Annotated in this window: 19 protein-coding genes; 2 read left to right on the top strand and 17 right to left on the bottom strand. The window is 76.0% G+C overall.

Annotated elements, in window-relative coordinates; all coding sequences use genetic code 11:
- Positions 1-2: 2 nt before the first annotated feature.
- Both ACIQBJ_RS05645 and ACIQBJ_RS05640 read right to left on the bottom strand, forming a co-directional pair.
- Positions 3-260 (bottom strand): hypothetical protein, encoded by a 258-nt coding sequence (locus ACIQBJ_RS05645; RefSeq protein ID WP_400704037.1) that lies wholly within the window; start codon positions 258-260, stop codon positions 3-5.
- A 180-nt stretch (positions 261-440) separates the two neighbouring features.
- Positions 441-2,726 carry a hypothetical protein gene (locus ACIQBJ_RS05640; protein WP_400704034.1) on the bottom strand — a complete coding sequence of 762 codons (2,286 nt, stop codon included), beginning with the start codon at positions 2,724-2,726 and terminating at the stop codon, positions 441-443.
- 217 nt (positions 2,727-2,943) lie between these two features.
- Between ACIQBJ_RS05640 and ACIQBJ_RS05635 the strand changes: the two genes are divergently transcribed.
- Complete coding sequence (locus ACIQBJ_RS05635; protein WP_400704031.1) at positions 2,944-3,477, top strand: AAA family ATPase; 534 nt, start codon at positions 2,944-2,946, stop codon at positions 3,475-3,477.
- Between the two features lie 27 nt (positions 3,478-3,504).
- On the opposite strand, the gene ACIQBJ_RS05630 is transcribed toward ACIQBJ_RS05635, so the two are convergent.
- From ACIQBJ_RS05630 to ACIQBJ_RS05580, 11 genes are all read right to left on the bottom strand, one after another.
- Positions 3,505-4,218 (bottom strand): PIG-L deacetylase family protein, encoded by a 714-nt coding sequence (locus ACIQBJ_RS05630; RefSeq protein ID WP_400704028.1) that lies wholly within the window; start codon positions 4,216-4,218, stop codon positions 3,505-3,507.
- Complete coding sequence (locus tag ACIQBJ_RS05625; RefSeq protein ID WP_400704025.1) at positions 4,215-5,516, bottom strand: hypothetical protein; 1,302 nt, start codon at positions 5,514-5,516, stop codon at positions 4,215-4,217. The genes ACIQBJ_RS05630 and ACIQBJ_RS05625 overlap by 4 nt, the downstream gene beginning before the upstream one ends.
- The gene (locus ACIQBJ_RS05620; protein WP_400704022.1) at positions 5,513-6,517 is read right to left on the bottom strand and encodes a phosphotransferase; all 1,005 of its coding nucleotides are present in this window, start codon (positions 6,515-6,517) and stop codon (positions 5,513-5,515) included. The genes ACIQBJ_RS05625 and ACIQBJ_RS05620 overlap by 4 nt, the downstream gene beginning before the upstream one ends.
- Positions 6,514-8,052, bottom strand: a complete 1,539-nt coding sequence (locus ACIQBJ_RS05615; protein ID WP_400704019.1) for a Gfo/Idh/MocA family protein — start codon at positions 8,050-8,052, stop codon at positions 6,514-6,516. The genes ACIQBJ_RS05620 and ACIQBJ_RS05615 overlap by 4 nt, the downstream gene beginning before the upstream one ends.
- Positions 8,049-9,179, bottom strand: a complete 1,131-nt coding sequence (locus ACIQBJ_RS05610) for an LLM class flavin-dependent oxidoreductase (protein WP_400704016.1) — start codon at positions 9,177-9,179, stop codon at positions 8,049-8,051. Before ACIQBJ_RS05610 ends, ACIQBJ_RS05615 begins: the two co-directional genes overlap by 4 nt.
- Positions 9,180-9,195: 16 nt before the next feature.
- Entirely contained in the window at positions 9,196-10,239 is a 1,044-nt protein-coding gene (locus ACIQBJ_RS05605; RefSeq protein ID WP_400704013.1) for an Ldh family oxidoreductase, read from the bottom strand.
- Positions 10,240-10,328: 89 nt separating this feature from the next.
- Positions 10,329-11,174: a hypothetical protein gene (locus ACIQBJ_RS05600; RefSeq protein WP_400704010.1), complete on the bottom strand. Its 846-nt coding sequence runs from the start codon at positions 11,172-11,174 to the stop codon at positions 10,329-10,331.
- A 52-nt stretch (positions 11,175-11,226) separates the two neighbouring features.
- On the bottom strand, positions 11,227-12,129 hold the full coding sequence (locus ACIQBJ_RS05595; protein ID WP_400704007.1) for an aminoglycoside phosphotransferase family protein: 903 nt from the start codon (positions 12,127-12,129) through the stop codon (positions 11,227-11,229).
- Between the two features lie 100 nt (positions 12,130-12,229).
- Positions 12,230-13,402: an enhanced intracellular survival protein Eis gene (gene eis, locus ACIQBJ_RS05590; protein WP_400704004.1), complete on the bottom strand. Its 1,173-nt coding sequence runs from the start codon at positions 13,400-13,402 to the stop codon at positions 12,230-12,232.
- A 19-nt stretch (positions 13,403-13,421) separates the two neighbouring features.
- Positions 13,422-13,964 carry a MaoC family dehydratase gene (locus tag ACIQBJ_RS05585; RefSeq protein WP_400704001.1) on the bottom strand — a complete coding sequence of 181 codons (543 nt, stop codon included), beginning with the start codon at positions 13,962-13,964 and terminating at the stop codon, positions 13,422-13,424.
- Positions 13,965-13,966: 2 nt separating this feature from the next.
- Positions 13,967-14,866 (bottom strand): HpcH/HpaI aldolase/citrate lyase family protein, encoded by a 900-nt coding sequence (locus ACIQBJ_RS05580; RefSeq protein ID WP_400703998.1) that lies wholly within the window; start codon positions 14,864-14,866, stop codon positions 13,967-13,969.
- A gap of 330 nt (positions 14,867-15,196) precedes the next feature.
- Here ACIQBJ_RS05580 and ACIQBJ_RS05575 point away from each other — a divergent pair, with 330 nt between their 5' ends.
- The gene (locus ACIQBJ_RS05575; RefSeq protein ID WP_400703995.1) at positions 15,197-16,477 is read left to right on the top strand and encodes a helix-turn-helix domain-containing protein; all 1,281 of its coding nucleotides are present in this window, start codon (positions 15,197-15,199) and stop codon (positions 16,475-16,477) included.
- On the opposite strand, the gene ACIQBJ_RS05570 is transcribed toward ACIQBJ_RS05575, so the two are convergent.
- The 4 genes from ACIQBJ_RS05570 to ACIQBJ_RS05555 all read right to left on the bottom strand — a co-directional run bounded on the left by ACIQBJ_RS05570 (position 16,463) and on the right by ACIQBJ_RS05555 (position 20,995).
- Positions 16,463-17,089: an HAD-IA family hydrolase gene (locus tag ACIQBJ_RS05570; protein WP_400703992.1), complete on the bottom strand. Its 627-nt coding sequence runs from the start codon at positions 17,087-17,089 to the stop codon at positions 16,463-16,465. The two genes, ACIQBJ_RS05575 and ACIQBJ_RS05570, sit on opposite strands and share 15 nt — an antisense overlap.
- A gap of 94 nt (positions 17,090-17,183) precedes the next feature.
- A complete protein-coding gene (locus ACIQBJ_RS05565; RefSeq protein ID WP_400703989.1) occupies positions 17,184-17,963 on the bottom strand; it encodes an NAD(P)-binding domain-containing protein in 780 nt (259 codons plus the stop codon).
- Between the two features lie 30 nt (positions 17,964-17,993).
- Positions 17,994-20,231 (bottom strand): LuxR C-terminal-related transcriptional regulator, encoded by a 2,238-nt coding sequence (locus ACIQBJ_RS05560; protein ID WP_400703986.1) that lies wholly within the window; start codon positions 20,229-20,231, stop codon positions 17,994-17,996.
- Positions 20,117-20,995 carry an AAA family ATPase gene (locus tag ACIQBJ_RS05555; protein WP_400703983.1) on the bottom strand — a complete coding sequence of 293 codons (879 nt, stop codon included), beginning with the start codon at positions 20,993-20,995 and terminating at the stop codon, positions 20,117-20,119. The genes ACIQBJ_RS05560 and ACIQBJ_RS05555 overlap by 115 nt, the downstream gene beginning before the upstream one ends.
- Positions 20,996-21,287: the final 292 nt, after the last annotated feature.

Here is a 21,287-nt window from a genome sequence, read left to right as displayed (position 1 = left end):
GGTCAGCCGTCCATTCGGTGCTCGAAGCGGAAGCCGAGGGAGCGGCGCAGGTAGCCGTAGGCGTACGGCGAGCGGCGCAGGGCGGCGTCGCCGCCCTGCTCGTAGACCTCGCTGGCGGTGTCCAGGACGGCCCGGCCGAGGACCTTCTCGGCGCGGCGGCAGAGGTGTTCGAGTTCGGTCAGTCGCTGGGAGGCGGGCAGCCCGGCGAGGGCGGCGCACTCCTTCTCCACCTGGTCGACCGCGCCACGGTATTCAGGCATCGGTTCCTCATTTCCGGTCGGACGGGGGTGAGCGTGGGATTCATCTTTTGAGGGGAAGGAACGGCGACTTCGTTGACGCCGATTGCCTTCGGATGGTCAAACTCGATCACCCGGCGACCGGAAATGGTGAATACCTAAGTCTTTCGTTGAAGATGATGAAGACCTGCGCTGTTTTCAACGTCAGCCGGTCAGGGCGACCGCCAGCACCGCCTCCGGCAGCGCCGCCACCACCAGGCCGTCGGGGGTGACGGCGAGCGAGCGGACCGGGCCGCCGAGCCGCAGGTCCGCACCCCGGTGCCGGTCGCCCCAGCGGCGCAGCCGCAGCAGGCCGTCGGACCAGGCCGCGGCGAGCAGTAGCCCCTCGGGGGTGCTGCCGAGGGCGACGGCGGTGACGGGGTGGGGGCGCCGGTCGACGGGGGCGGGCAGCGGGGGGCGGCCGGGCATCCAGGTCCACACCCGGCCGTCCTCGCCGCCGCTGGCCACCAGCGTGCCGCCGTCCGCCGCGGCCGCGCCGACGGCGGTGACGGGGCCCTCGTGCAGCGGGGCGTCCGGGCGGTGGGCGGTACCGGCGGGGAGCACGGCGCAGGTGGTGAGGCCGTCGGCGCGGCCGGTCACCAGCGCGTCCCCGTGGGCGGCGACGGCGGTGCAGCCCGCCAGCGCCGCCAGGACCTCGGGCGGGGGGCCGGCCGCGCCGCCCGCGGCGGCCGGGAGCAGTGCGCCGGAGGCGTTCAGCAGGACGGCGCCGCCGGACGGGACGGCCGCGAGGGCGCGCGGGTGACGCTCCGTCAGCGGGACGGCGGGCAGGACCGGGCCGGGGGCGGGCCGGCCGGTGGCGGGGTCGACCAGGTGCAGGTGGGTGCCGTCGGCGAGCAGCAGGCGGCCGGCCAGCGGTCCGGCGCCGGGGGCGACGGCGCACGGGCCGGGCGCGGGGCGGCTCCAGACGGTGCGCCAGCGGGCGTCGGCGAGCGCGGCACAGTGCGCGGCGGCGGTCTCGTCCCGGCCGGTGAGGTGGGCGTGCAGGACGGCGGCGCGGTCGGCGGGGCGGGCCAGCGCGGACCGGTCGGGGGCGGCGAGCCGCCAGGCCGTGGCGAGCGCGGTGGGCGGGACGCCGGCCTCCTCGGCGTGCCGGAACGCGGCGGTGACGGTGGCGGGTTCGGCGTGCAGCAGCAGGTCGATCTCGTCGAGCATCGGGCTGGCCGGGTCGGCGGCGGAGGCGTGCCGCAGCAGCAGGGCGAGGCGTTCGGGGTCGCTGGCGGCGAGGTCGGGGCCGCCGTCGGGGCGGACCGGGATGCCGCCGGCCACCTCCCACATCATCGCGGGGTGGTCGACGGGCGGGCTCCCGGCGGCGACCCGGTGGGCGAGTTCGGCGGGGCGCAGCCGCCAGCGGTCGGCGATCGGCGGCGGGGGCAGCAGGGCGGCCGCGGCGTGCACGACGGCCTCGCCGCCCGCGCCGGGGAGGGTGGCCCAGAGTTCGGTGCTGAGCGGGCCGTCGGCGCCGGCCAGCGCGGTGAGGGCGTCGCGTTCGGCCCCGGGCAGGGCCTGCCACCAGGTGTCGGCGAGGGCGGCGGCGCGGGCGGCGGGCGGCAGCGCCGGGTCGGGCTTCGCGTCGGGGGTGCGGGCGGCGAGCTGGGCGAGCGCGGGGCTGGGGTGGGTGGCGTCGGGGTCGACGGGGTGGCCGGGCAGACGGGCGCACCAGGCGGCGTACTGGGCGGGGTCGGTCCACTGCGGGTGGTCGAGGTCGAGGACGGCGCCGGTGGGGGCGGCGGCGGTGAGCAGGTCGGCGGCGGGGCCGTCGGCGGCCTCGACGACCAGCAGCAGCCAGGGGACGGAGAGCAGCGGGGCGAGCAGGTCGCGGGCCAGTTGGACGGGGGTGTCGGGCAGCCGGGGGCCGCCGGCCCGGTCGAGGTCGGTGACGACGACGGTGCGCGGGGTGCCGTCCTGGAGCACTTCGAGCAGGTCGGCGGGGTCGCCGGCGGTGAGGCCGAGCAGGTCGGCGAGGCGGGCGGTGGCCGAACGGACCGTCAGGCCCTCGGCGTCGAGCAGGGCGTGGACCCGGCGGCCGGGGCGCGGGTGGTCGGGCGGGCAGGCGGCGGCGAGCCAGGTCAGCAGGTGGGTGCGGCCGCTGCCGGAGGAGCCGGAGAGCCGGCACAGCCGGGGGGCGCGGGCGTCCTCCAGCCAGGCCAGCAGGGCGCGGCCGGCCGGGCGGCGGCCGGCGTCCAGCGGCGGCAGGCCGGGGGCCGGGGCGTCGGCGGGGACGGGGTCGGGCAGCGGGCGGCCGTGGCGCGGGTTCGGCCGGTCCGGGGCGTCCGGGCCGGGCGGGCGGCTGCCGCGCACGGCGTGCACGGGGTGGCGGCCGGCCGGGTCGAGGCCGTCGTCGAGCAGGTAGTGCCAGCCGCCCTCCCCCGGTCCGGTGGTGGCGGGTGTGCCGTCCGCGAGGTGGGCGCCGGTGCCCTGGCCGCTGTCCACTGCTGTGCTGTCCTTCGTGCTCGTCCCCGTGCGCCGGTCCCCGTGGCGGGTGCGAACGGCGCGGGTGCGAACGGCCGGTCCCCCGAGCCGCCGCCTCCCCCGTCACCGGCGGCGTCAGCCTACTGGAGCCCTCCGGACACCGGTTCGGGCGGAACCCTCCGGCGGGTGCGGTGCGTGGTCCTCCCCGGGAAGCGGCCGGTGCGACGGAGGAGCAGGCGTGATCGTCTGGGTGAACGGCGGGTTCGGGAGCGGGAAGTCCACGCTGGTCGAGGAGTTGCGGGGCCGACTGCCCGAGGCGCTGGTGTTCGACCCGGAGACGGTCGGGTACCTGCTGCGCGCGGTGGTGCCGGTGCCGACCGGGGACTTCCAGGACCTGCCGCTGTGGCGCTCCCAGGTGGTGTCGCTCGCCACCGGGCTGCTGGCCGAGTACCGGCGGCCCCTGCTGGTCCCGATGACACTGGTCCGCCCCGACTACCGGGCGGAGGTGTTCGGCGGCCTCACCGCGGCCGGGGCCGACCTGCGGCACTTCTTCCTCGACCTGCCCGAACCGGTGCTGCGCGCCCGGATCGACGGGCGCGGCTTCTTCCCGGACGACCCGGCCCGGGACGAGCAGGTCCGCGCCTGGTGCCGGGACCGGATTCCGGCGAGCACCGCCGCCGCCGGAGCGCTGCCGGCCGGAACGGTGCGGCTGGACGCGGAACTGACGGTCGGCGAACTGGCGGACCGGGTGGTGGCCGCCCTCGCGGAGTGAGCCGAGGGGACGTCGGCCGAGGGGGCGTCAGCCGGGGCGGTGGCGGCCGAGGTCGGTGACTGGCCGGTCGACGGTGCGGCGGGCGGCGTGGACGATCTGGCGGGCGGTGTGGAACATCTCGGTTCCGTGGGCGCCGTCGGGAAAGCGTTCGACGACGCGGTGGTGCACGTGCTGCCGGTGGGCGAGCGTGTTCAGGCCGGTGAAGACGTCCATGTCGAGCTGGGCCTGGGAGGCGAAGCACGCCAGTGCCTTCCGTTTGGCGGCCAGGAGTTCGGCGGTGCCGACGAACACCAGGTTGGGCTCGAAGTCTCGGCTGTAGGGCGAGCGGAAGTAGATCAGGTCGGCGGCTTCGCGCATGGCGACGGCGGTAGCCTCCGTGCCGGCGACGGCGTGGTCGAGGTGCTGGTCGTCGGGGTAGTGGGTGTAGACGGTGTCGGGCCGCTCGTCGGCGAAGGCGTCGAAGAGGGCGGCGTTGATCGCGCCGCGGTGGTCGGTGAAGCGGGTGTCGGGGATCGCCGAGAAGGTGTACCGGTCGGTGCCCAGGATCTTCGCGGCGGCCAGGCACTCGGCGCGGCGAACCTCGGCGTCGTCCGTCCCGGGGCGTCCGGTGCTCAGGCAGTGGACGCGGACGCGGTCGCCTGCCCGGGCGTGCTCCAGTATCCGCATGCCCATGGCGAGTTCGGCGTCGTCGGGGTGAGCGACGACGGCGAGGACGGACCGTCCGGTGCGGGGTGCGTTCACGAGGGCTCCTCGATGGTGATCTGCAGGGCGCTGTGCAGGAGGCGGCCGTCGAGGCCCTGCCAGCGGAAGGGCTCGTGCTCGCCGCGGGGCCAGCGCAGGTAGTGGAGGCTGCCGACGGCGTCGACCTGGCCTCCGTGCCGGTAGGCGATCTTGGAGGTCTGGCCGCCGTCGAGATGGAACACTCCTGCGGGGTCGTGGCCTGCCCGCTCGACGAGTTGTGCGGTTTCTCGGACGGTGGCGCCCTGGAAGGCCGGGGCGAGGGGCGCGCCGTCCAGCACGGTCAGGGTCAGGTGTCGGCCGTCGAGGGCGAGCAGAGTGCGGGCGTGGCGGGCACCGGGTCGGAACGGGCTGGTGCCCAGGCTCTCGTCCCAGGCGGTGGTGCGCCCGGCGGCGGCGTCGGCGGCGGACGGCCCGAGCGACAGGGCGCTGTCGATTTCGGCGACCGGGAGGCCGTCGAGGGCGGTGACGCGGACGGGCGCTCCGAGGGCGAGGTGGGCGGGCCAGGGCCGGTGGGCGCGCAGGATGTAGGCGCCGGCGAACAGGTCGGCGCCGCCGCCGGGGTGCAGGGCCGTGATCCGCGGCCCGTAGGGGGTGGGGGCCACGGTGCAGTCGAGGGCGGCCGGGCCGCGGGGGGTGATGTTGGTTGCCGGGTCGACGTCGCGCCGGAACCCGGTACGGGGGTCGTCGCGGTAGCGGATGCGGCAGTTGGCCGCGCCGTACACGATGAGGTGGCCGGTCGGGGCGGGGTCGGGGCGGGGGTCCTTGGAGCCGCTCCAGGTGTGGGTGCGGCCGACGATGGTGAGGGTGCCGGCGGCGGGCAGGATGCGTAACCGGAGCCGATCGTGGTGCAGGAACAGGGCAGGCTTGGTGGCGGTGGGCAGGCCGGCGGCGTGGTGGTCGCGGACGGCGAGGTCGAGGCAGGGCTCGGCGGGCTGGTAGTCGGGGTCGTCGGAGATGTAGGCGAAGGCGCCGGAGACTGCGGCGACTGCGGGGCCGGTGACCAGGCGGCGCAGGTGGAAGCCGACCGGGGAGGAGACGGGCCGGACCTGGGCGCGCTCCAGGTCGACGGTGAGGGTGTAGGCGTTGGTGAAGCAGCCGCCGCCGAGGCCGACGGGGCGGGCGGCGAGCAGGACGCCCGGTACGACGGTGCGGGTCCAGGCGGGGACGGGGCGGGCGAAGGGGCTCTGATCGCGGGCCAGCGACGGAACGCTGGGGGCGTGGATGCCGCGGGCGCTCAGCTCGGCGAGCGCGACCAGGTCCGGCCGGTCGCCGGCCACCGGGGCGAGGTGGGTGTTCACTGCCCCACCTGCCTTACGGTCTCCAGGAGTTCGGGGACGGTGAACGGCTGGGCGCCCAGCAACCGCAGCAGGCCGTGGCGCACCTTCTCGGCGGTGGCGGGCGGGGCGGTGGGCGGGTAGGGGACGGTGCGGGCCTCCAGCCGGTACAGCAGCACCCCGGCCGTCACCGCGGCGAGGAGGTCGTCGCCGCGCCACCACCCGGCCGCCCGGGCGGTGTAGGCGTCGAGGAGCGCGGCCGCGAGCGGCTGCAGGTGTGCGGGCCGGGCGAGGTGGTGCAGGACCAGGTGGGCGAGGAGGTAGCCGACGTCGAACAGCGGCGCGCCGTGGTGGACGTTGTCGAGGTCGACGATCGCGGTGCGCCCCTCGGCGAGGCTGAGGTTCTTCGGGCACACGTCGCCCAGGACGAGTTGGCGGCCGGGCAGGGCGTCCAGGCGGCGGCACGCCTCGTCGAGGGCACGGTGCCCGGCGGCGCGCAGGCAGTGGCCGTAGGCGTGCTCGGCGCGGAAGAGGTCGTCGCCGTCGCCCTCGCGCAGCGGCGGAAGGCCGCCGGTGGCGCGGTGGACGCGGGCCAGTGCCGTGCCCAGGCGGGTGCACTCCTCGGCGGTGGCGCAGCGCTGGTCCAGGTGCTCGCGCCAGGTGCGCCGGTCGGGAAAGACGTCGCTCAGCACCATGGCGTGTGCGTCGGGCAGGAACGCCAGGACCTGTGGGAACAGGTCGGGCAGCAAACGGTGATGGAGTGTCAGGGCGCGGTGCTCGAAGGCGATCAGCGCCGGGTCGGTGGCGATCGGCATTCGGGCGAACCGGTAACCGCGGACCTTGACGACGACGCTGCCCTCCTCACCGTGGACCCGGTGGACGTGGCTGACGTTGCCGCCGGTGCACGCCTCGACGTGGGTGAGGCGTCCGGTGTGCGGGCGGCACTTCTCAAGGACGGGGAACAGGTGCGGGCCGAGGACTTGGTCCAGGTCGGGCGTGGCGAGGACAGCGGACGGGGCGGTCACCGTACGGCCCCCAATGTGGCGAGGGCCCGTCCGGCGGGCTCCGCCAGGACGGGGGCGGGGCGGAAGTCGAGGGCGACCGGGGCGCAGGGCTGCCCGTCGCCGGCTGCCCGGCGGGCCATCGAGAGGTAGGCGGCGGACATGAGGCGGGCAGGGCGCCGGTGGTCGGCCAGGTCGGAGGCCATCTCCGTGCGCGGGAGGCGGCCGGCGAGGTAGGAGAGGAACTCGGTGACGGCGCAAGTGCGGGCCGATTGCTGCGTCGGCAGCACCGCGTCGGCGCCGTCGCCCTGGACGAGGTCGTGGAAGCCGAGGACGCGGTGGCGCTCCCAGCCCAGGGCGAGCCGGTCGTTGCGGAAGACGTGGAGTGCGATGTGGTCGGCGCCGCCCGCCGCCCGCGGGTCGACGCCGTCCCCGTCGCCGTGCAGGGTCTGCAGGACGTGCAGGTGCAGAGCCTGGAACGGGCCCTGCTGGACGATGTGGCTCTCCTGCCCGATCCTCCCGTTGCCCTTGTAGAGACTGCCCGGCACCGGGTCGAGGGCGGCGCGCTGGGAGAAGGAGGTGTGGGCGAGGTTGTGGCTGCCCAGCGCCAGCACCCGGCCGCGGCCGCGGTAGGCGACATTCAGGTGCACGTCGACCTCGCCGAAGCCTGCGGTGAGCCGGTGCAACTGCTGTTCGGTGTACGGGTTGCGGTCGGCGAAGCCGGGCAGCAGCCGCGCGTGGTCGGCGACGGTGAGCTGGGAGAGGAAGTCGCCTGGACGGGTGCAGGCGGCGTGGACCTCGATCTCGTCGATCTCCTTGCCCGGGCGCTCGCCGGCGGCCAGCCACCACGGCACGGTGTCGAAGTGGTGGTAGCCGGAGTGCGCGGCCTTGCCGTAGCCGCTGGTGTAGCCGTGGTAGCCCAGGTCGACGAGTTCGTGGGGCAGGCGCCACTGGCCGTCGCCGTGGCTGGACTGGACCGAGGTGACGGGGCAGTTGGTGGCTTCGGCGACCTCGGCGATCAGCTCCCGCACCCGGCGGAAGGCGGGGTGCCAGCGGCGCTGGGCCAGCACGCTGACCACCATCCGCCCGTCGCGGTGCAGCGCGTCCCGGTAGGCGTCCAGCAAGGTCTCGAAGTCGTCGGCGACGGCCTGCGCGGCCGCCGGGTCGGTGGACGCACCCGGGTGCACCGTCAGCGGCTTGTCGAGCAGCACCGGCAGGCCGTGGCGGATCGCCCACAGCGCGTAGGGCAGGTGGACGGACGGTTCGGTCGCCACGACGACCGCGCCGATGCGCTGCCGCTCCACCAGGTCCTCCAGCACGTGCCGCACCGCGCCGGGCAGGCTGCGCCGGGAGACGGGGAACGGCGGAACGGGGACGACGGGCATCCGCCGCGGCCGGCCGGGTGTGCCGTGGTCGATCGGGGTGGCGGCGTGCGGCAGGTCGACGCCGGTCACCGTCCCGGCCAGGCCCGCGTCCTGCGCGGCGGCGAGCGCGGGCAGGTGGTTGAGGCGGGTGTGCGGCCCGGCCCCGATCACCAGGACGTTCACCGGGGCGCTCACCGGGCCACCGCCGCACGGCCGGTGCCGAGCAGGGGCAGGACGCTCTCGCCGACCCGGTACGCCTCCTCCAGGTGCGGGAACCCGGACAGGACGAACTCCTCGATGCCGAGCCCGGCGTACTCCTCGATGCGGTCGGCGACCTCGCGGTGCGAGCCGACCAGCGCGGTGCCCGCGCCGCCGCGCAGCAGCCCCACCCCCGCCCACACGTTCGGGTGAACCTCCAGGTCGGAGGTCCGGCCGCTGTCGCGGAAGGCGGCGTGCAGACCGGACTGCCGGGCCTGCCCGGTGGACTGGCTGGCGGCGAGCGTGGCCTGCACCCGGGCCACGTGCGCCGGGTCGATCCCGGTCAACAGGCGCTCGGCCGCGGCCCATGCCTGCTCGCTCGTGTCGCGAGCCACGACGTGGAAGCGGATCCCGAACCGGACGCTGCGCCCGGCGTCGGCGGCCAGGGTGCGCACGCGCCGCAGCTTGGCGGCGACGTCGGCGGGCGGCTCGCCCCAGGTGAGGTAGACGTCCGCGTGCCGGGCCGCGATGGGCAGCGCCTGGTCGGAGGAGCCGCCGAAGTAGATGCCGGGGAGCGGGTCGGGGGGCGAGAAGACGGTCGCGCCGCGCACGTCGTAGTGCTCCCCGGCGTGGTCGAACGGCTCGGGCCGCAGGGCGCCGCGCAGGACGGTCAGCCACTCGTCGGTGCGCGCGTAGCGCTCCGCCTTGTCGAGCAGGTCGCCGAAGCGGGCCTGCTCGATCGGGTCGCCGCCGGTGACGACGTTCAGCAGCAGCCGGTCCCGGCTGTGGCGCTGGAAGGTGGCGGCCATCTGCGCGGCGAGCGTCGGGGACATGGAGTCCGGGCGCTGCGCGACCAGGAACTTCAGGCGCTCGGTGTGCTGGGTGAGGGCGGCGCAGGTGACCCATGCCTCCTCGTTGAACGTGCCGACGGGGGTGAGGATCGCGTCGAAGCCCATCTGCTCGGCGGCCCGCGCGATCTGGGTGAGGTAGCGCAGGTCGGGCGCGCGGTGCCGATCGGCTCCGGGTACGGCGGTGGTGTCGTGGCCGGGGCCGTGGACCCCGCGCGTGCCGGTGGTCAGGGTGGCGCCGTCGCTGCCGGTGGGCAGAAACCAGTGGAACTTCACGGGGTGCTCCTGGTGGTCAGTCGGAGATGAAGTCGCCGGCGGCGCGGGCGCGCAGGCGGACAAGGAGCGGCTCGGGAACGGAGAGGGTGCCGGCCGTGCGGGTGGCGGCTTCGCGGGCGCGGCCCTGCTCACCGGGCAGGCGCCAGGTACCGTCGACGGCCGCGGCGGCGCGCAGTTGGTCGGCCAGACGGCTGTTCGCGGCGGCCGCGCCGCCGTCGGGGTCGGCGAAGGCGGGGTCGACGGCGACGAAGGCATAACCGGTGGTCCAGGTGTCCTGGACGCCCTCGCCCATGGGGAAGCCGAACAGGGAGCCGGTCAGGGATTGCAGGAGGACGGACAGCGCGAAGCCGCGGTGGCCGCCGAAGACGATCGCGGAGCGGGCGGCGTCGGGATCGCGGGTGGTGTTGCCGTCGGCGTCGACGAAGCACTGCTCGGGCAGCGGGTGGCCGGTGCAGCGGTGGTCCCACAGCACGCCCATCGGGGCGAGGGTGGTGGACATGTCCGCGCCCAGCGGCTCGCCGAGGGTGGGCAGGGCGAAGGAGAGCGGGTTGACGCCGAGGACGGGGGTGCGGCCGCCGGCCGCGACGGCCTCGGGCCGGGAGGTGTTGGCGGCGATGCCGATCATGCCGTGGGCGGCGATGGCCTCGGTGAACGCGGCAAGGATGCCATAGCGCTGGGTGTTGATCATCCCGACCAGGCCGACGCCCGAGCGGCGGGCCCGTTCAAGGGCGACGGTGACGGCGAAGTCGGCGCTGAGCGGACCGATCTCGCGGTGTGCGTCGATCACGGCGAAGGCGCCGCGCTCACGGACGACCTCGGGCACGCCCTGCCGTTCGGGGAAGAAGCGGGACTCGAAGGCAAACTTCGCCAGGCCGTGGGAGGGCTTGCCGCGCAGTTCTCCGGTCAGGAAGTGCTCGGCCACGCGGCGCCCGGCGCTGTCGGGGAGGCCCGCGGCCGCGCACGCCCGCACCATCAGGTCGGTCAGGTCGGCGATCGGCACCCGCGCAGTCGGCGGCCCGGCGGGGACGGAGCTGCAGGTGGAGGGGACGGTGTCGGGCATGGCTCTCCCGTTCGACGGCATGGCGAAGGAGGGACCGGGCCCGTGGCGGGCGGCCGGTCGACAGAGGGGTGGAGCGAGTTGGTCGGGTGTCAGGTGCGGGTGCGCCGGCGACGCCAGGCCATGGCAGTGCGCAGTTGGCCTTCCCGCTCGGTGCGGCGGCCGGGCAGGCAGGTCGCGGCCTGTTCGGCGCGGCGCCGGGTGAGCACGGCGACGAAGGTGTCGGCCGCGACGGCGGGAGCGGCGGCCCAGGTGGGCAGCGCCCGGAGGGCCCAAGCCTCGGCGTCGGCCGGGCGGGTGCCCGCGTCGATGATCTGGGCGAGCAGGAAGCCGGAGCTGAGCCAGCCCGCTCCCCGCCCGGGCCGGGCCCAGTCCAGCAGGACCACGCTGCCGTCGCTCCGCCGGATGAGGATGTTGCCCGGGTTCAGGTCGGTGTGCACGAGCCGGTCCCCGGCCAGCAGGCCCAGGTCCAGGCCGGCACCGAGGTGCGCCCAACGCTCCTCCGCGCGCAGCACGGCGGCGTCGGGGGCCGACAGGTGTGCGAGGTGTCCGAGGGCGCGGGCGGCGGCCTCCAGGTCGGCCGAGCCCGGTGACAGGTCGGCGCTGCGGCCGGGCACGTGCTCGAACAGCAGCCACCGCCAGCCGTCGGCGGTGCCGTGGTGCAGCAGTCGGGGGGAGAGCGTGCGGACGGCGGGCGCGAGGTCCGCCTCGACGTCCAGGGTGGGGGCGTGGCGGTGGGAGACGGGGGTGGCCTTGAGGAACACCCGACGGCCGGGGACGTCCAGGGCCAGGCGCAGCCGGGCGGTTCGGCCGACCGGGACCTCGGCGGCGGCGAGGACCGGGCCGACGGCCGCTTCGACGGCGGCGCGCAGCTGCTGCGGGACGCCGCTCCACCCGGTGGGCGCGGCAAGGCCGGGCAGGTCGGGGGCGAGGGCCATCGGGACACTCTCCTTGTCCGAGGTGCGGCGAAAGGGACAGGTGGTGCGTGGGCTACGGCCGGTGGGCGGTCATCCGGTCGAGGACGAGGTGTCCGCGCGCGATGAGGTCCTCGCGCTGCTTGATCAGGCCGTTGCGCAGGTAGGACGCGCCCAGACGGACGGTCAGCAGCTGCAGCAGCCGGTCCTCGCCGCCCGTCAGCAGGCGGCCGTAGCCCGTGAAGTACGCCTCGCGCAGGTCCGGCCGCTCGGCCCAGACGGCTCCGAACAGCCAGACGAACTCGGCGGCGGCGACGCCGTGCGCGGCGGTGGAGAAGTCGATCAGGCCGTGGCGGCCCGTGGTCTCGTCGTACAGCCAGTTCCGGGTCTCGTAGTCGCCGTGGCGGAAGACCAGCGGCAACTGCTCGGCGAGGCCGACCAGTTCCTTCGCCGCGGCCTCGACCGGGGCGAGGCGGTCGGGATCGAGGTACGGGGCGAGGGGCTCCAGGCAGTCGGCGGCCTCCCGCGCCTGCTCCTCCAGGTCGGCGCGCACTGCGGCGCGGTCGGCGTCGGTGTCGGGCGCGGAGGCGTCGTGCCAGCGGCGCAGCAGGCGCCCGGCGTCCTCGTACAGGCGCTGCTCGGTGGCGGCCGGCAGGGTCAGGCCCCGCACGACGCGGCCGGGCAGCGGCGTGCTGAGGATCGCCAGCAGGCCCGGGTCGGCGGCCAGCAGGCGCGGGGCCTGGGTGTCGTCCAGGTACGCGGCGGCGTAGGCGTAGCCGGCGACCTCGCGCTCGAACTCGCCGGCGCTGGGGCTGATCTTCACGTAGGCACCGGTGCCGTCCTCGGTGTGCACGTGCCACACCCGGGAGGTGCTGCGCGGCCAGGAGCGGTCCTCGATCGCGGCCCGGCCGGACAGGTGGCCGGCGACCCAGTCGCGCAGTTCGGACGGGAACGGCTTGTCGGGTGTGGTGGGCGTCATGGTGGCGGGTCTCCGAAAGGGCTTGGGGCAGGCGGGCGCGGGTTCCGGTCCGCGTCTTGCTCCCGGTTCAACGTCCCGGGGGCTGGCGGGGTGTCGGTGGTCAGAAGTAGTCGGCGAGCCAGGGCTCGCGCTCCGCGGTGACGGCCAGCAGCCGGGCCAGCAGCGCGAGGTCCCCGTGCAGGCCGGCCAGTGCGGCGGCAGCCGGGCTGCGGTAACCACCGGCGTACCAGGCGGCGAACCGACCCGGCGTCAGGGTGATGTCTGCGGCACGGCCGCCGCGGGAGCCGGGGGCCAGTTCGGCCCGGCCGCCACCGATGGTCAGGGTGTACCGGGCGGTGCAGGTGCCGCCCTGTTCCGCGAGGTCGAGCACGATCTCCTCGTCCAGGTGCTCGGGCCAGCCGCGCAGTGCGACGGCGCGCACGGGGTCCAGGACGCGCAGCATCCAGGGGTGCCAGGACGTGGCCACCGCCGTGCCGGCGTTCGCGAGGCGGTGCTGCAGCGGCGGACCGGGCGGCAGGCCGGTGCGCTCGAACCGGGTGGTGGGGATGCGGCCGTGGTGGCGGCCGAGGAAGGCCAGCATCGCGTCGGCGACCGGCGCGTCGGCGGCCCAGAAGTCGTGGACCACCAACTGCCGCCCGGCCGGGGTGCGTTCGGTGACCACCGCCAGCACCCCGCCCGGCTCACGCCCAGGGGCGGCGAAGGCGTAGGTCTCCAGTTCCGGGTGCTGCTCCCGCTGCCAGGCACCCCACCACGGCGGGCGCTGCCAGGTCCCGTTCCACTGCCCGGCGAGGCGGTCGCGCAGCCGGGCGAGCTGCCCGGTGTCGCCGTGGGTGACCTCCATCGTGTCGGCGCCGGACTGCTTGAGGGCGGCGGTCGGCACCGCCCAGGAGAACACCTGCGCCGGGGCCTCCCAGCCCAGGCGGCGCACGTAGCCGCTGGAGGCGGTCCACAGCGTGGCCAGCACCGCGCCCTGCTCCTGGAGCGCGCGCACCCGCTCCTCGACGAGGCGGGCCGCGAGGCGGCCGCCGCGCTCCTCCGGGGCGACGCAGCCGCAGCCCAGGCTCGCCGCCGGCACCGGGCGGCCGCCGAAGTGCTGCGGCACCAGCAGGCCCAGGCCCCCGGCCACCACCCGGCCGCCCCGCACCGCCACCCGCCGGTCGGCATACGGGCCCAGGCGCTCGACGTCGGGCACCGGCTGGCCGTACGCCCGCCGGGCGAGGGCCCCGTACTGCTCCCACTGGCCGTCGTCGGCCTCGGTGAACTCCGCGTCCATGCTCCGCCGTCCCCCTTTTCTAGTAGCCGGTGGTGTCGCGGTGGGCGGCCGGGTCGGCGGGGACGAAGAAGGTCCGGGTGCCGGTGACGACCACCTCCCCGCGCTGGTTGAACCCGTCGACCCGGCAGGTGACGATGCCCAGGTCGGGGCGGCTGTTGGAGCGGCGGGCGGTCAGGACGGTGCTGCGCGCGGACAGGGTGTCGCCGACGTGGACGGGCGCCTTCCACCTGACCTCGTCCAGGGCGAGGTTGCCGGCGGTCATGCCGCTGGTGGTGCGCACCGTCATGCCGAGCACGATGTTGAGGGTGAGCATCCCGCACACCAGGACGCACAGGTGGCCGGTGCGGCGGCAGTACTCGGTGTCGGAGTGGACCGGTGCCTCGTTGCCCATCAGCGCGAGGACCTGCACGTGCTCGGCCTCCGTCACCGTGCGCGCCGGCCGGTGCTCGATGGCCAGGCCGGGGACGAGGTCGTCCAGGCCCAGCCCGACAACCTCCCGGATGCGGACGCCCTCGACCCGGCGGAACCCGGCGGGCAGGGAGGAGGTCTGCCTCTGCTGCATCGTCAGCTCGCCTTCGTGGTCGGGACGGCGGCGCGTTCGGCCCGGCGCACGACGGCGCGGGCGGCTTCGACGATCGGCGGCCCCACCATCGCACCGCCCACCGTGGTGATGCGTCCGCCGGCCCTTGCAGCCGCGGCAAGGACCGCCCTGGCCGCCTCCAGCTCCTGCGGGCTCGGGGCGAAAGCCTGTGCGATGACCGGCAGTTGGCGAGGGTGGACGGCCACCTTGCCCGAGAAGCCCAGCTCGACCGCCTCCAGTGCCTCCCGGCGCAGTTCGCCGGGGTCGGGGGAGAAGTGCGGCGAGTCCACGGCCGGGATTCCGGCTGCGGCCGCCGCGGTGACGAGCTGCGAGCGGGGGTACCACAACACCCGGGAGGTGATCCGGCAACCGGCCGCCGCTGCGTAGTCGGCAGCACCGAACAGCACGCCCGCCAGACCCGGCGTCCGCACCATGCCGGGCAGGGCGAGAACCGCGCGCGGGGACTCGACCAGTGCCCAGACCTGCGCGGCCGCGCCGGCCGCGCGCACGGCCCGCACCACAGCCGCGATGTCGTCGCCCGACTCGACCTTCGGCACCACGACCAGGTCCGGCCACAGACCCGACTCGGCCATCGCGGCGACGTCCCGCACCCCCTCCGGATCGTCCACGGCGTTGATCCGCACCCCCAGCAGCGGGCCTCCGCCGCCCCGCATCCGGCCGCCGACGAAGGTGAGCACCGACGCGCGCGCACCGGCCTTCGCCGCAGCCGGCACCGAGTCCTCCAGGTCCAGCAACACCACATCGGCCCCGGAGCCGACGGCTGTGCCGAACCGCGTGGGCGCGGCGCCGGGGGTCACCAACCAGGTCGGCCCACCGAGCCCAGCGGGCACGGGGACGGCGGAGTGCACCCGATCCAACGACATGTTCGAATCCCTTCTCCAGCAGTCGAACGGCCCGGTCGGTGACAGCACGCGTCCAGCAGACCGGACGCCGTGCCACATGGCTGGGCGAAGGCACCAGTTCCTGCGGCAGCACCGAGCTGGAACCGGACACGGCGGCGCAGGAAGCCAGAAGCAATACAGGGTTCAACCCCAACGACAGCTCTCTGCCGCAGCCTGCGAGCCGGCCGGCATGCCCGGCGCTCCGGCCCGGGCGGACCCGTTGTGTGCTGAAGCAAGCACACACCGCAAGCATCGGCGCGACAATGGGATCGGGCGATCCACAACCGATGCCGATTCCGAAGGACACTGTCGATGTCCGACCAGCTGCGCGAGAATCTGAGAGCGGCCCGCCGGGAATCCGGCATGCCGTGGGCAGACTTCGCCCGCGCCACCGGCTTCACCGAGACGTACCTGCGCAACGTGGAGAACGGCAACCGGCGGCTGACCGACCAGGTGGCCGCCGCCTACGACCGGGTCCTGCAGACCGGGGGCACATTCGTCCGCGCCGCCGCGGGCGCGGCACCGGCGGACGTCCCGTGGAGCCAGGACGGGGCGGCCTTGGCCGTCCTGACCGACCTGGCCGCCGGGAGACGTGTGGACCGCCGTACCCTCCTGACCGCCGGAGCCGCGCTGTCGGTGTCAGCCGCCGACTGGGCCGCAGCCGTACGCCCCGGACGGAGAGGGCCCGGCTTCGCCGGGATCGATGCTCCGGCGCTGCTCGCCGGTCTGGAGGGCCGCCTCGACCACCTGCGCAGGGTGGACGACGAGTTGGGCAGCGGCGAGGTCTTCCGCGCCGCGCGCAGCGACCTGTCGCTCGCGGTGGCGGCGATCAAGTCCGGGCGCTTCACCGGCGGCTCCCAGGACCGGCTGTACGCGATCGCGGCGGAAGCGGCCCGCCAGGTCGCCTGGAGCGCGTTCGACCAGGACCGCCCCGGCACCGCCCAGTCGTACTTCGACGCGTCGCTGCGGGCCTCGGCCGAGTGCGGGGACGTGGTCGCCGGCGCCTACACGCTCTCCTTCGCCGCCATCCAGTGCTACTCGACGCCCGGCCTGGCCCGGCGTGCCGTCGACGTCCTCGACACCGCCCGGAGCCAGGTCCGGGGCCGCTCCACTCCGCGGATGGCGGCGATGCTGGCCGCCCGCACCGCCCGCGCCCTGTCCAAGGCCGGCGACGCACCGGGCGCAGCGCACCAGCTCCACCTCGCCCGGGCCGCCCTGGACAAGGGACCGAGCAGCGACGACCCCGCCGTCCTGTACTGGGTCACCGAGGGCGAGATCGAGATGATCGCCGGCTCCTCCGCCCTCGAACTCGGCGACCACCGGGAGGCGTTGCGCCGGTTCGCCGCCGGGATGGGCACCTACCGGGGAGACGAGCGGTATCCCCGTTCCCACGCGATCTACCTCGCCCGGGCCGCCGAGGCCCACCTCGCCGAGGGCGACCTCGACGCGGCGGTCGCCACCGGCCGGCACGCGGCCGTCTGCCTCGGCGGCGTGGACTCCGCCCGCTCGTCCTCCCAGCTCAAGGGGCTGAGGCAGAAGTTGCTCCCCCATGCCCACTACCGGCCGGTCGTCGAGTTCCTACAGCGCGGGTAGCCCCAGCAGTTCCCGGAGCCGACGCGCCATCACCTGCTCGTCCAACCCCAACAGGGTGGTGAACCCCAGGGCGGACGCGGCCTCGACGTTGGTTTCGGAGTCGTCGACGAACACGCACTCGTCCGCCGTCAGGCCCAGGCGGTCCAGCACGACCTGGAACAGGGCCGTGTCCGGCTTGCGCAGGCCGTGGTCGGTGGAGAGCACCACCACGTCGAAGGCACCGTCGAGGTCGAACCCGGCGTAGGGGTCGTAGGGCTGTCGACCGAGCGAGTTCGACAGCACCGCTGTCCGGATGCCCACAGCCCTGGCCTGCCGGGCGACCGACAGCACCGGGTAGGCGGGGAAGGCGTCGTGCAGGTAACGCGCCATCAGGTTGTCCGGCTTCACGCCCATCAAGGCGCCGAAGCCGGTGTTCCAGTCCTCCTGGCCGATCTCACCGAGTTCCAGCCGCCGGAACAGCTCCTGGCCGTAGGGATCGGCCCAGGCTGCCAGGAACGTCCCCGGCCTGATCCCCTCCCGCTGCTCGAACCACTGGATCGTCTCGACCATGTTCGCGGTGAGCACGCCGAAGAAGTCGAAGACCACACCGCGGTAGCCGGGTTCGTCAGCCATCCTCACAGCGTACGAGGCGGAGGCAGCGGACCGGGGCGGTTCGCGGAAGCGGACAGCCGCCGGCACCGGCGGCTCTTCCTGGTGGGGACGGTTCCTAGCCGGGGCGGTGGCGGCCGAGGTCGGTGAGGAGGGTGTCGAGGGCGGTGGTGAGGGCGGCGGCGTTGGCGGGGGTGAACCAGGTGGTGCGGAGGCGTTCGTTGCTGCCGCCGGGGGTCTCGTGGGCGGCGGCGAGGCGGTCCAGCGGGAGGGCGGGGTCGGCGAGGCCGCGGCCGAGGCCGGTGAAGAGGCCGCGGACGTAGTGGTCGGCGGTGTCGGCGTCGATGCCCCGGTCGGCGGCCCAGGAGGCGAGCGCGGCCAGGTAGGCGAGGTGGGTGCTGAGCGCGCCGGTCAGGGCGGACAGCACGTCGAAGGCGGCCTCGTCGGGGACGGGCAGCGTCCCGCCGGTGCGGGCGAGCAGCGCCTCGACCGCCGGGTGCGCGGGGTGGACGACGGTGACCGAGCGGCGTTCGGCGATCGACGGCAGCGGGATCGCCCGGACGATCGGGGCCGCCGTCCCGAGGGCCGCGCGCAGTTCGGCGGCGCCGACGCCCGCCATCACGTTCAGCACCACCCGGTCCGGGGCGATCTCCAGCCCGGCGAGCGCCGCGGCCAGGTCGGCGCGCCGTACCGCGAGGACCACCAGCTCGGAGCGGTCGGCGACCTCCTGGTTGTCCCGGCAGACCGTCACCCCGGGGTGGCGTCCGGCGAGTTCGGCGGCCGTCCGGGCGCCGCGCGGCGACAGGAACACCTCGGCGGGTCCGTCCGCCCCGGCCCGCAGCCCCGTCACCAGGGCCCGGCCGATCTCCCCGACCCCGATGATCCCGACCCGTTCCACGCCTGTGCTCCCGTCCGTCGGCCCGCGCCGTCAACTCCCCTTTTCGCGCAGGGACTTGCGGGTGGTGCCGAGTTTACGCAGCACGGCGGCGACGTGGTGCTCCGCGGTGCGTTCGGAGACGAACAGGGCCGCGGCGATCTCCTTGTTGCGGGCGCCCTCGGCGAGCAGGTCGGCGACCTGGCGCTCGCGCGGGGAGAGCGTGCCGGCGGGGTCGTCCGGGCCGCGCGGCACGGGGGCGGCGGCGGGGTGCAGGCGCAGCCGGCGGCGGCAGCGGGAGGCGTCGGCGACGGCGCCGAGGCCGTCGAGGACCTCGATCGCGGCGGTGAGCAGGGGGGCGGCGTCCGCGCCGGGGCCCGCGGCGGCGGCGCGTTCGGCGGCGAGCGCGGCGGGGTACGGGCGGCCGATGGCGAGCCAGGCGTCCCGGGCCCGGAGGAAGGCGGCGGCGGCCTCGGCGGGGGTGTCGGCGAGCAGTCCGGCGGCGTGGTGGCGTTCGGCGTGGCCGCCGGGGGTGTCGAGTCCTTCGAGGCCGGCCGCGTGGTCGGCGGCCAGCGCGGCGGCGGTGGCCCGGTCGCCGCGCCGCAGGGCGGTCTCGACGGCGGCGGGGAGCAGGTCGAAGGCGAACGGCCAGGCTTCGCGGCGGCGCAGCAGGCGCAGGGCGGGGCCGAGGGTCTGCCAGGCGCCGTCGTGGTCGCCGCGGGCGAGTCGGAGGCGGGCGAGGCCGGCCGCGGAGGGGAGGGCGAGGATGCCGGTGGCGTCCTGGTCGAGGGGGTACCGGAAGTGTTCGGCGGCCCGGGCGGTGCGGCCGCGGGCGGCGGCGGTGGTGCCGCGGGCGGCGGCGAACAGGCCGGTGTCGGCGACGGGGCTGTCGGGGTGGCGGCGGCGGTAGGCGTCGAGCGTGGTGTCGAAGCGCGCCCAGTGGCCGGCCGCCCAGTCGAGCAGCACGGGGTAGCTGTGGGCGTACATGGCGAGGCCGTCCAGGCCGTTGCGTTCGCAGAGGTCGGCGGCCTCGGCGGACCAGGCGGCGATCCGGGAGTCGCCGCCGGTGCAGTAGGCGAGTTCGGCGGCGTTGGAGAGGGCGATGGCGGTGCAGAACACGATCTTGGGGCGGTCGCTGCGCCGGGGCAGTGCGGCGATCCGGGCGGGGATGCCGGGGTCGGCGCAGTCGGGGACGAAGACCAGCCGGTTGGTGCGGACGACGGCCTCGGTCTCCGGGTCGTCGACGCGGTCCAGCAGGGCGATCGCGCGGTCCATCCAGGTCCGGCGTTCGGCGGCGGTGGCGTCGCCGGTGTCCATGGCGGCGATGACGGCGAAGGTCTTGGCCGCGTGCCGGGGGTTCTGGTCCGCCAACTCGCCCGCCGCTTCCTCCAGTTCGGCGACGCCGTGGGCGCCGCCGAACCGGGTGCGCAGGATGTTGCCGAGCCGGGAGCGGATCTCGCCGCGGTCCGCCGGGGCGAGTCCGGGGGTGTCGATGATGCGGCGCAGCGCGTCGACGGTGGGGCCGGTGGCCTCCGCGGTGTAGGTGACGGCGTCGGCCAGCGCGCGGGCGGCGGCGCCGAGTTCGTCGGCGGGCAGGCCGGGGTGGTCGATGATCCGGCGGAGCATCAGGGCGGCGGTGCCGAGGTCGCCGACGTCCATGGCCTGTTCGGCGGCGGCGCGGGCGTGCGCCAGCCACTGCGCGGTGTCGCCGAGCGCCAGGGTGTGGTGGGCGATCTGGACCAGCGGCGGCGGGTCCTGGGCGGTGAGCAGGTCGAGGACGCGGCGGTGCAGCCGGGTGCGGGCGGGGCCGGGCAGCGCGTCGTAGTCGGCGCGGCGGGCCAGCGCGTGCGGGAACCCGTAGCGGTCGGGGCCGTGTTCGACCAGGACGGAGCGGTCCAGGGCGTCGGTGAGGGCGTCGGTGCCGCGGTCGGGCGGCAGGGCGGCGGCCTCGGCGAGCAGCGCCTCGGAGGCGGGGACGGCGAGCACCGCGGCGGCGTCGACCAGGGCGGCGGCGTCGGGGGTGAGCCGGTCGATCCGGGCGGCGAGGACCTCGCGCAGGCTGCGCGGGACGCCGAGCAGTTCGGGCCGGCGGTCGTGGTCGGGGCGGCTGCCGAGGGTGATCAGGTCCTCGACGGCGATCAGCGGCAGGCCGTGGCTGCGCTCGTACAGGGCGCGGGTCAGCTGCCGGGCCCCGGCCTCGCCGAGGACGGAGCCGGCCAGCTCGGCGAGGGCGGGCCGGTCGAGCCGGCGCAGCGCCACCTCGCGCAGGACGGTGCCGGCGGGGCGGCGCAACTCCCTTCCCAGCAGGGCGCCCTGGAGTTCCTCGCCGCGGTAGGTGAGGACCAGGGCGACGTCCTCGGGCAGGCTGCCGGCCAGCAGCAGGAGCAGTTCGCGGGTGGCGTCGTCGGCCCAGTGGACGTCCTCGACGACCAGGGCGACGGGGGCGGCGGCGGCGAGCAGGGCGCGGGCGGCGTGCAGGACGGCCTGCCGGTGCCCGCCGGGCCCGGCGGGTTCGGCGGGCGGCGGCGGCAGCCGGTCGGCGAGGGCGGGCAGCAGCGGGGCGAGGGCCGCGGCGGCGGCAGCCGGTCGGCGAGGGCGGGCAGCAGCGGGGCGAGGGCGGCGGTGGCGGGGCCGAGCCGGGCGTCGGCGGGCAGCAGCGGGCCGAGCGCGTCGAGGGCGTCGACGACGGGCCCGAACGGGAGCGGTTCGCGCAGCGGGTGGCAGCCGCCGGTGACGGTGCCGACGCCGCGCTCGCGCAGCACGGCGGCGGCCTCGGCGACCAGCCGGGTCTTGCCGACCCCGGCCTCGCCCTGCACCAGGGCGACCGCCGGACGGTCCGTCAGCACGTCCAGCAGTTCGCGCAGTTCGCGGTCGCGTCCGACGAAGGCGAAGCCCCGGCGGTCGGCTCCGTGCCGGTCGGCGCTGCGGCGGTCGCTGCGGCGGCGCTCACCCCCGGGGCGGTCGGCGGCACGGCGCTCGGCAGCACGGCGCTCGCCGCCGCGGCGGTCGGTGCCGGGGCCGGGGCCGGGGTCGGGAGGTGGTGCCGTGCCTGCCATCCGTCGCTCCTGACCTGCGGGACGCCTGCTCTCACGCTACTGCGGGCGCGGGCCGGCGTCCGCCCGGGGTCCGCGGGCGCCCGGGGTCCGGCAGGCCGGGCACGGCCCGGGTCCGGGCCGGGAGCCGACCGGCCGGGACGCAGGGACAGGTCGACGGAAGCATGAATTCAACACAACCGAACAACCAGGAAGGGACTCAGCCGGCGCGGGCCGCCCGGAACCGGCTCTGACCGGAGTTCCGTGAAAGACCAGGTCATCGGCGTGAATGCAGGATCGTTTCGCTGCGGGATGA

The sequence above is a fragment of the Kitasatospora sp. NPDC088391 genome (genome assembly GCF_044753345.1).
Taxonomy (GTDB): Bacteria; Actinomycetota; Actinomycetes; order Streptomycetales; family Streptomycetaceae; genus Kitasatospora.
The sequence above is the reverse complement of the archived record's forward strand: the minus strand, read 5'-3'. Positions and strand labels throughout refer to the sequence as shown.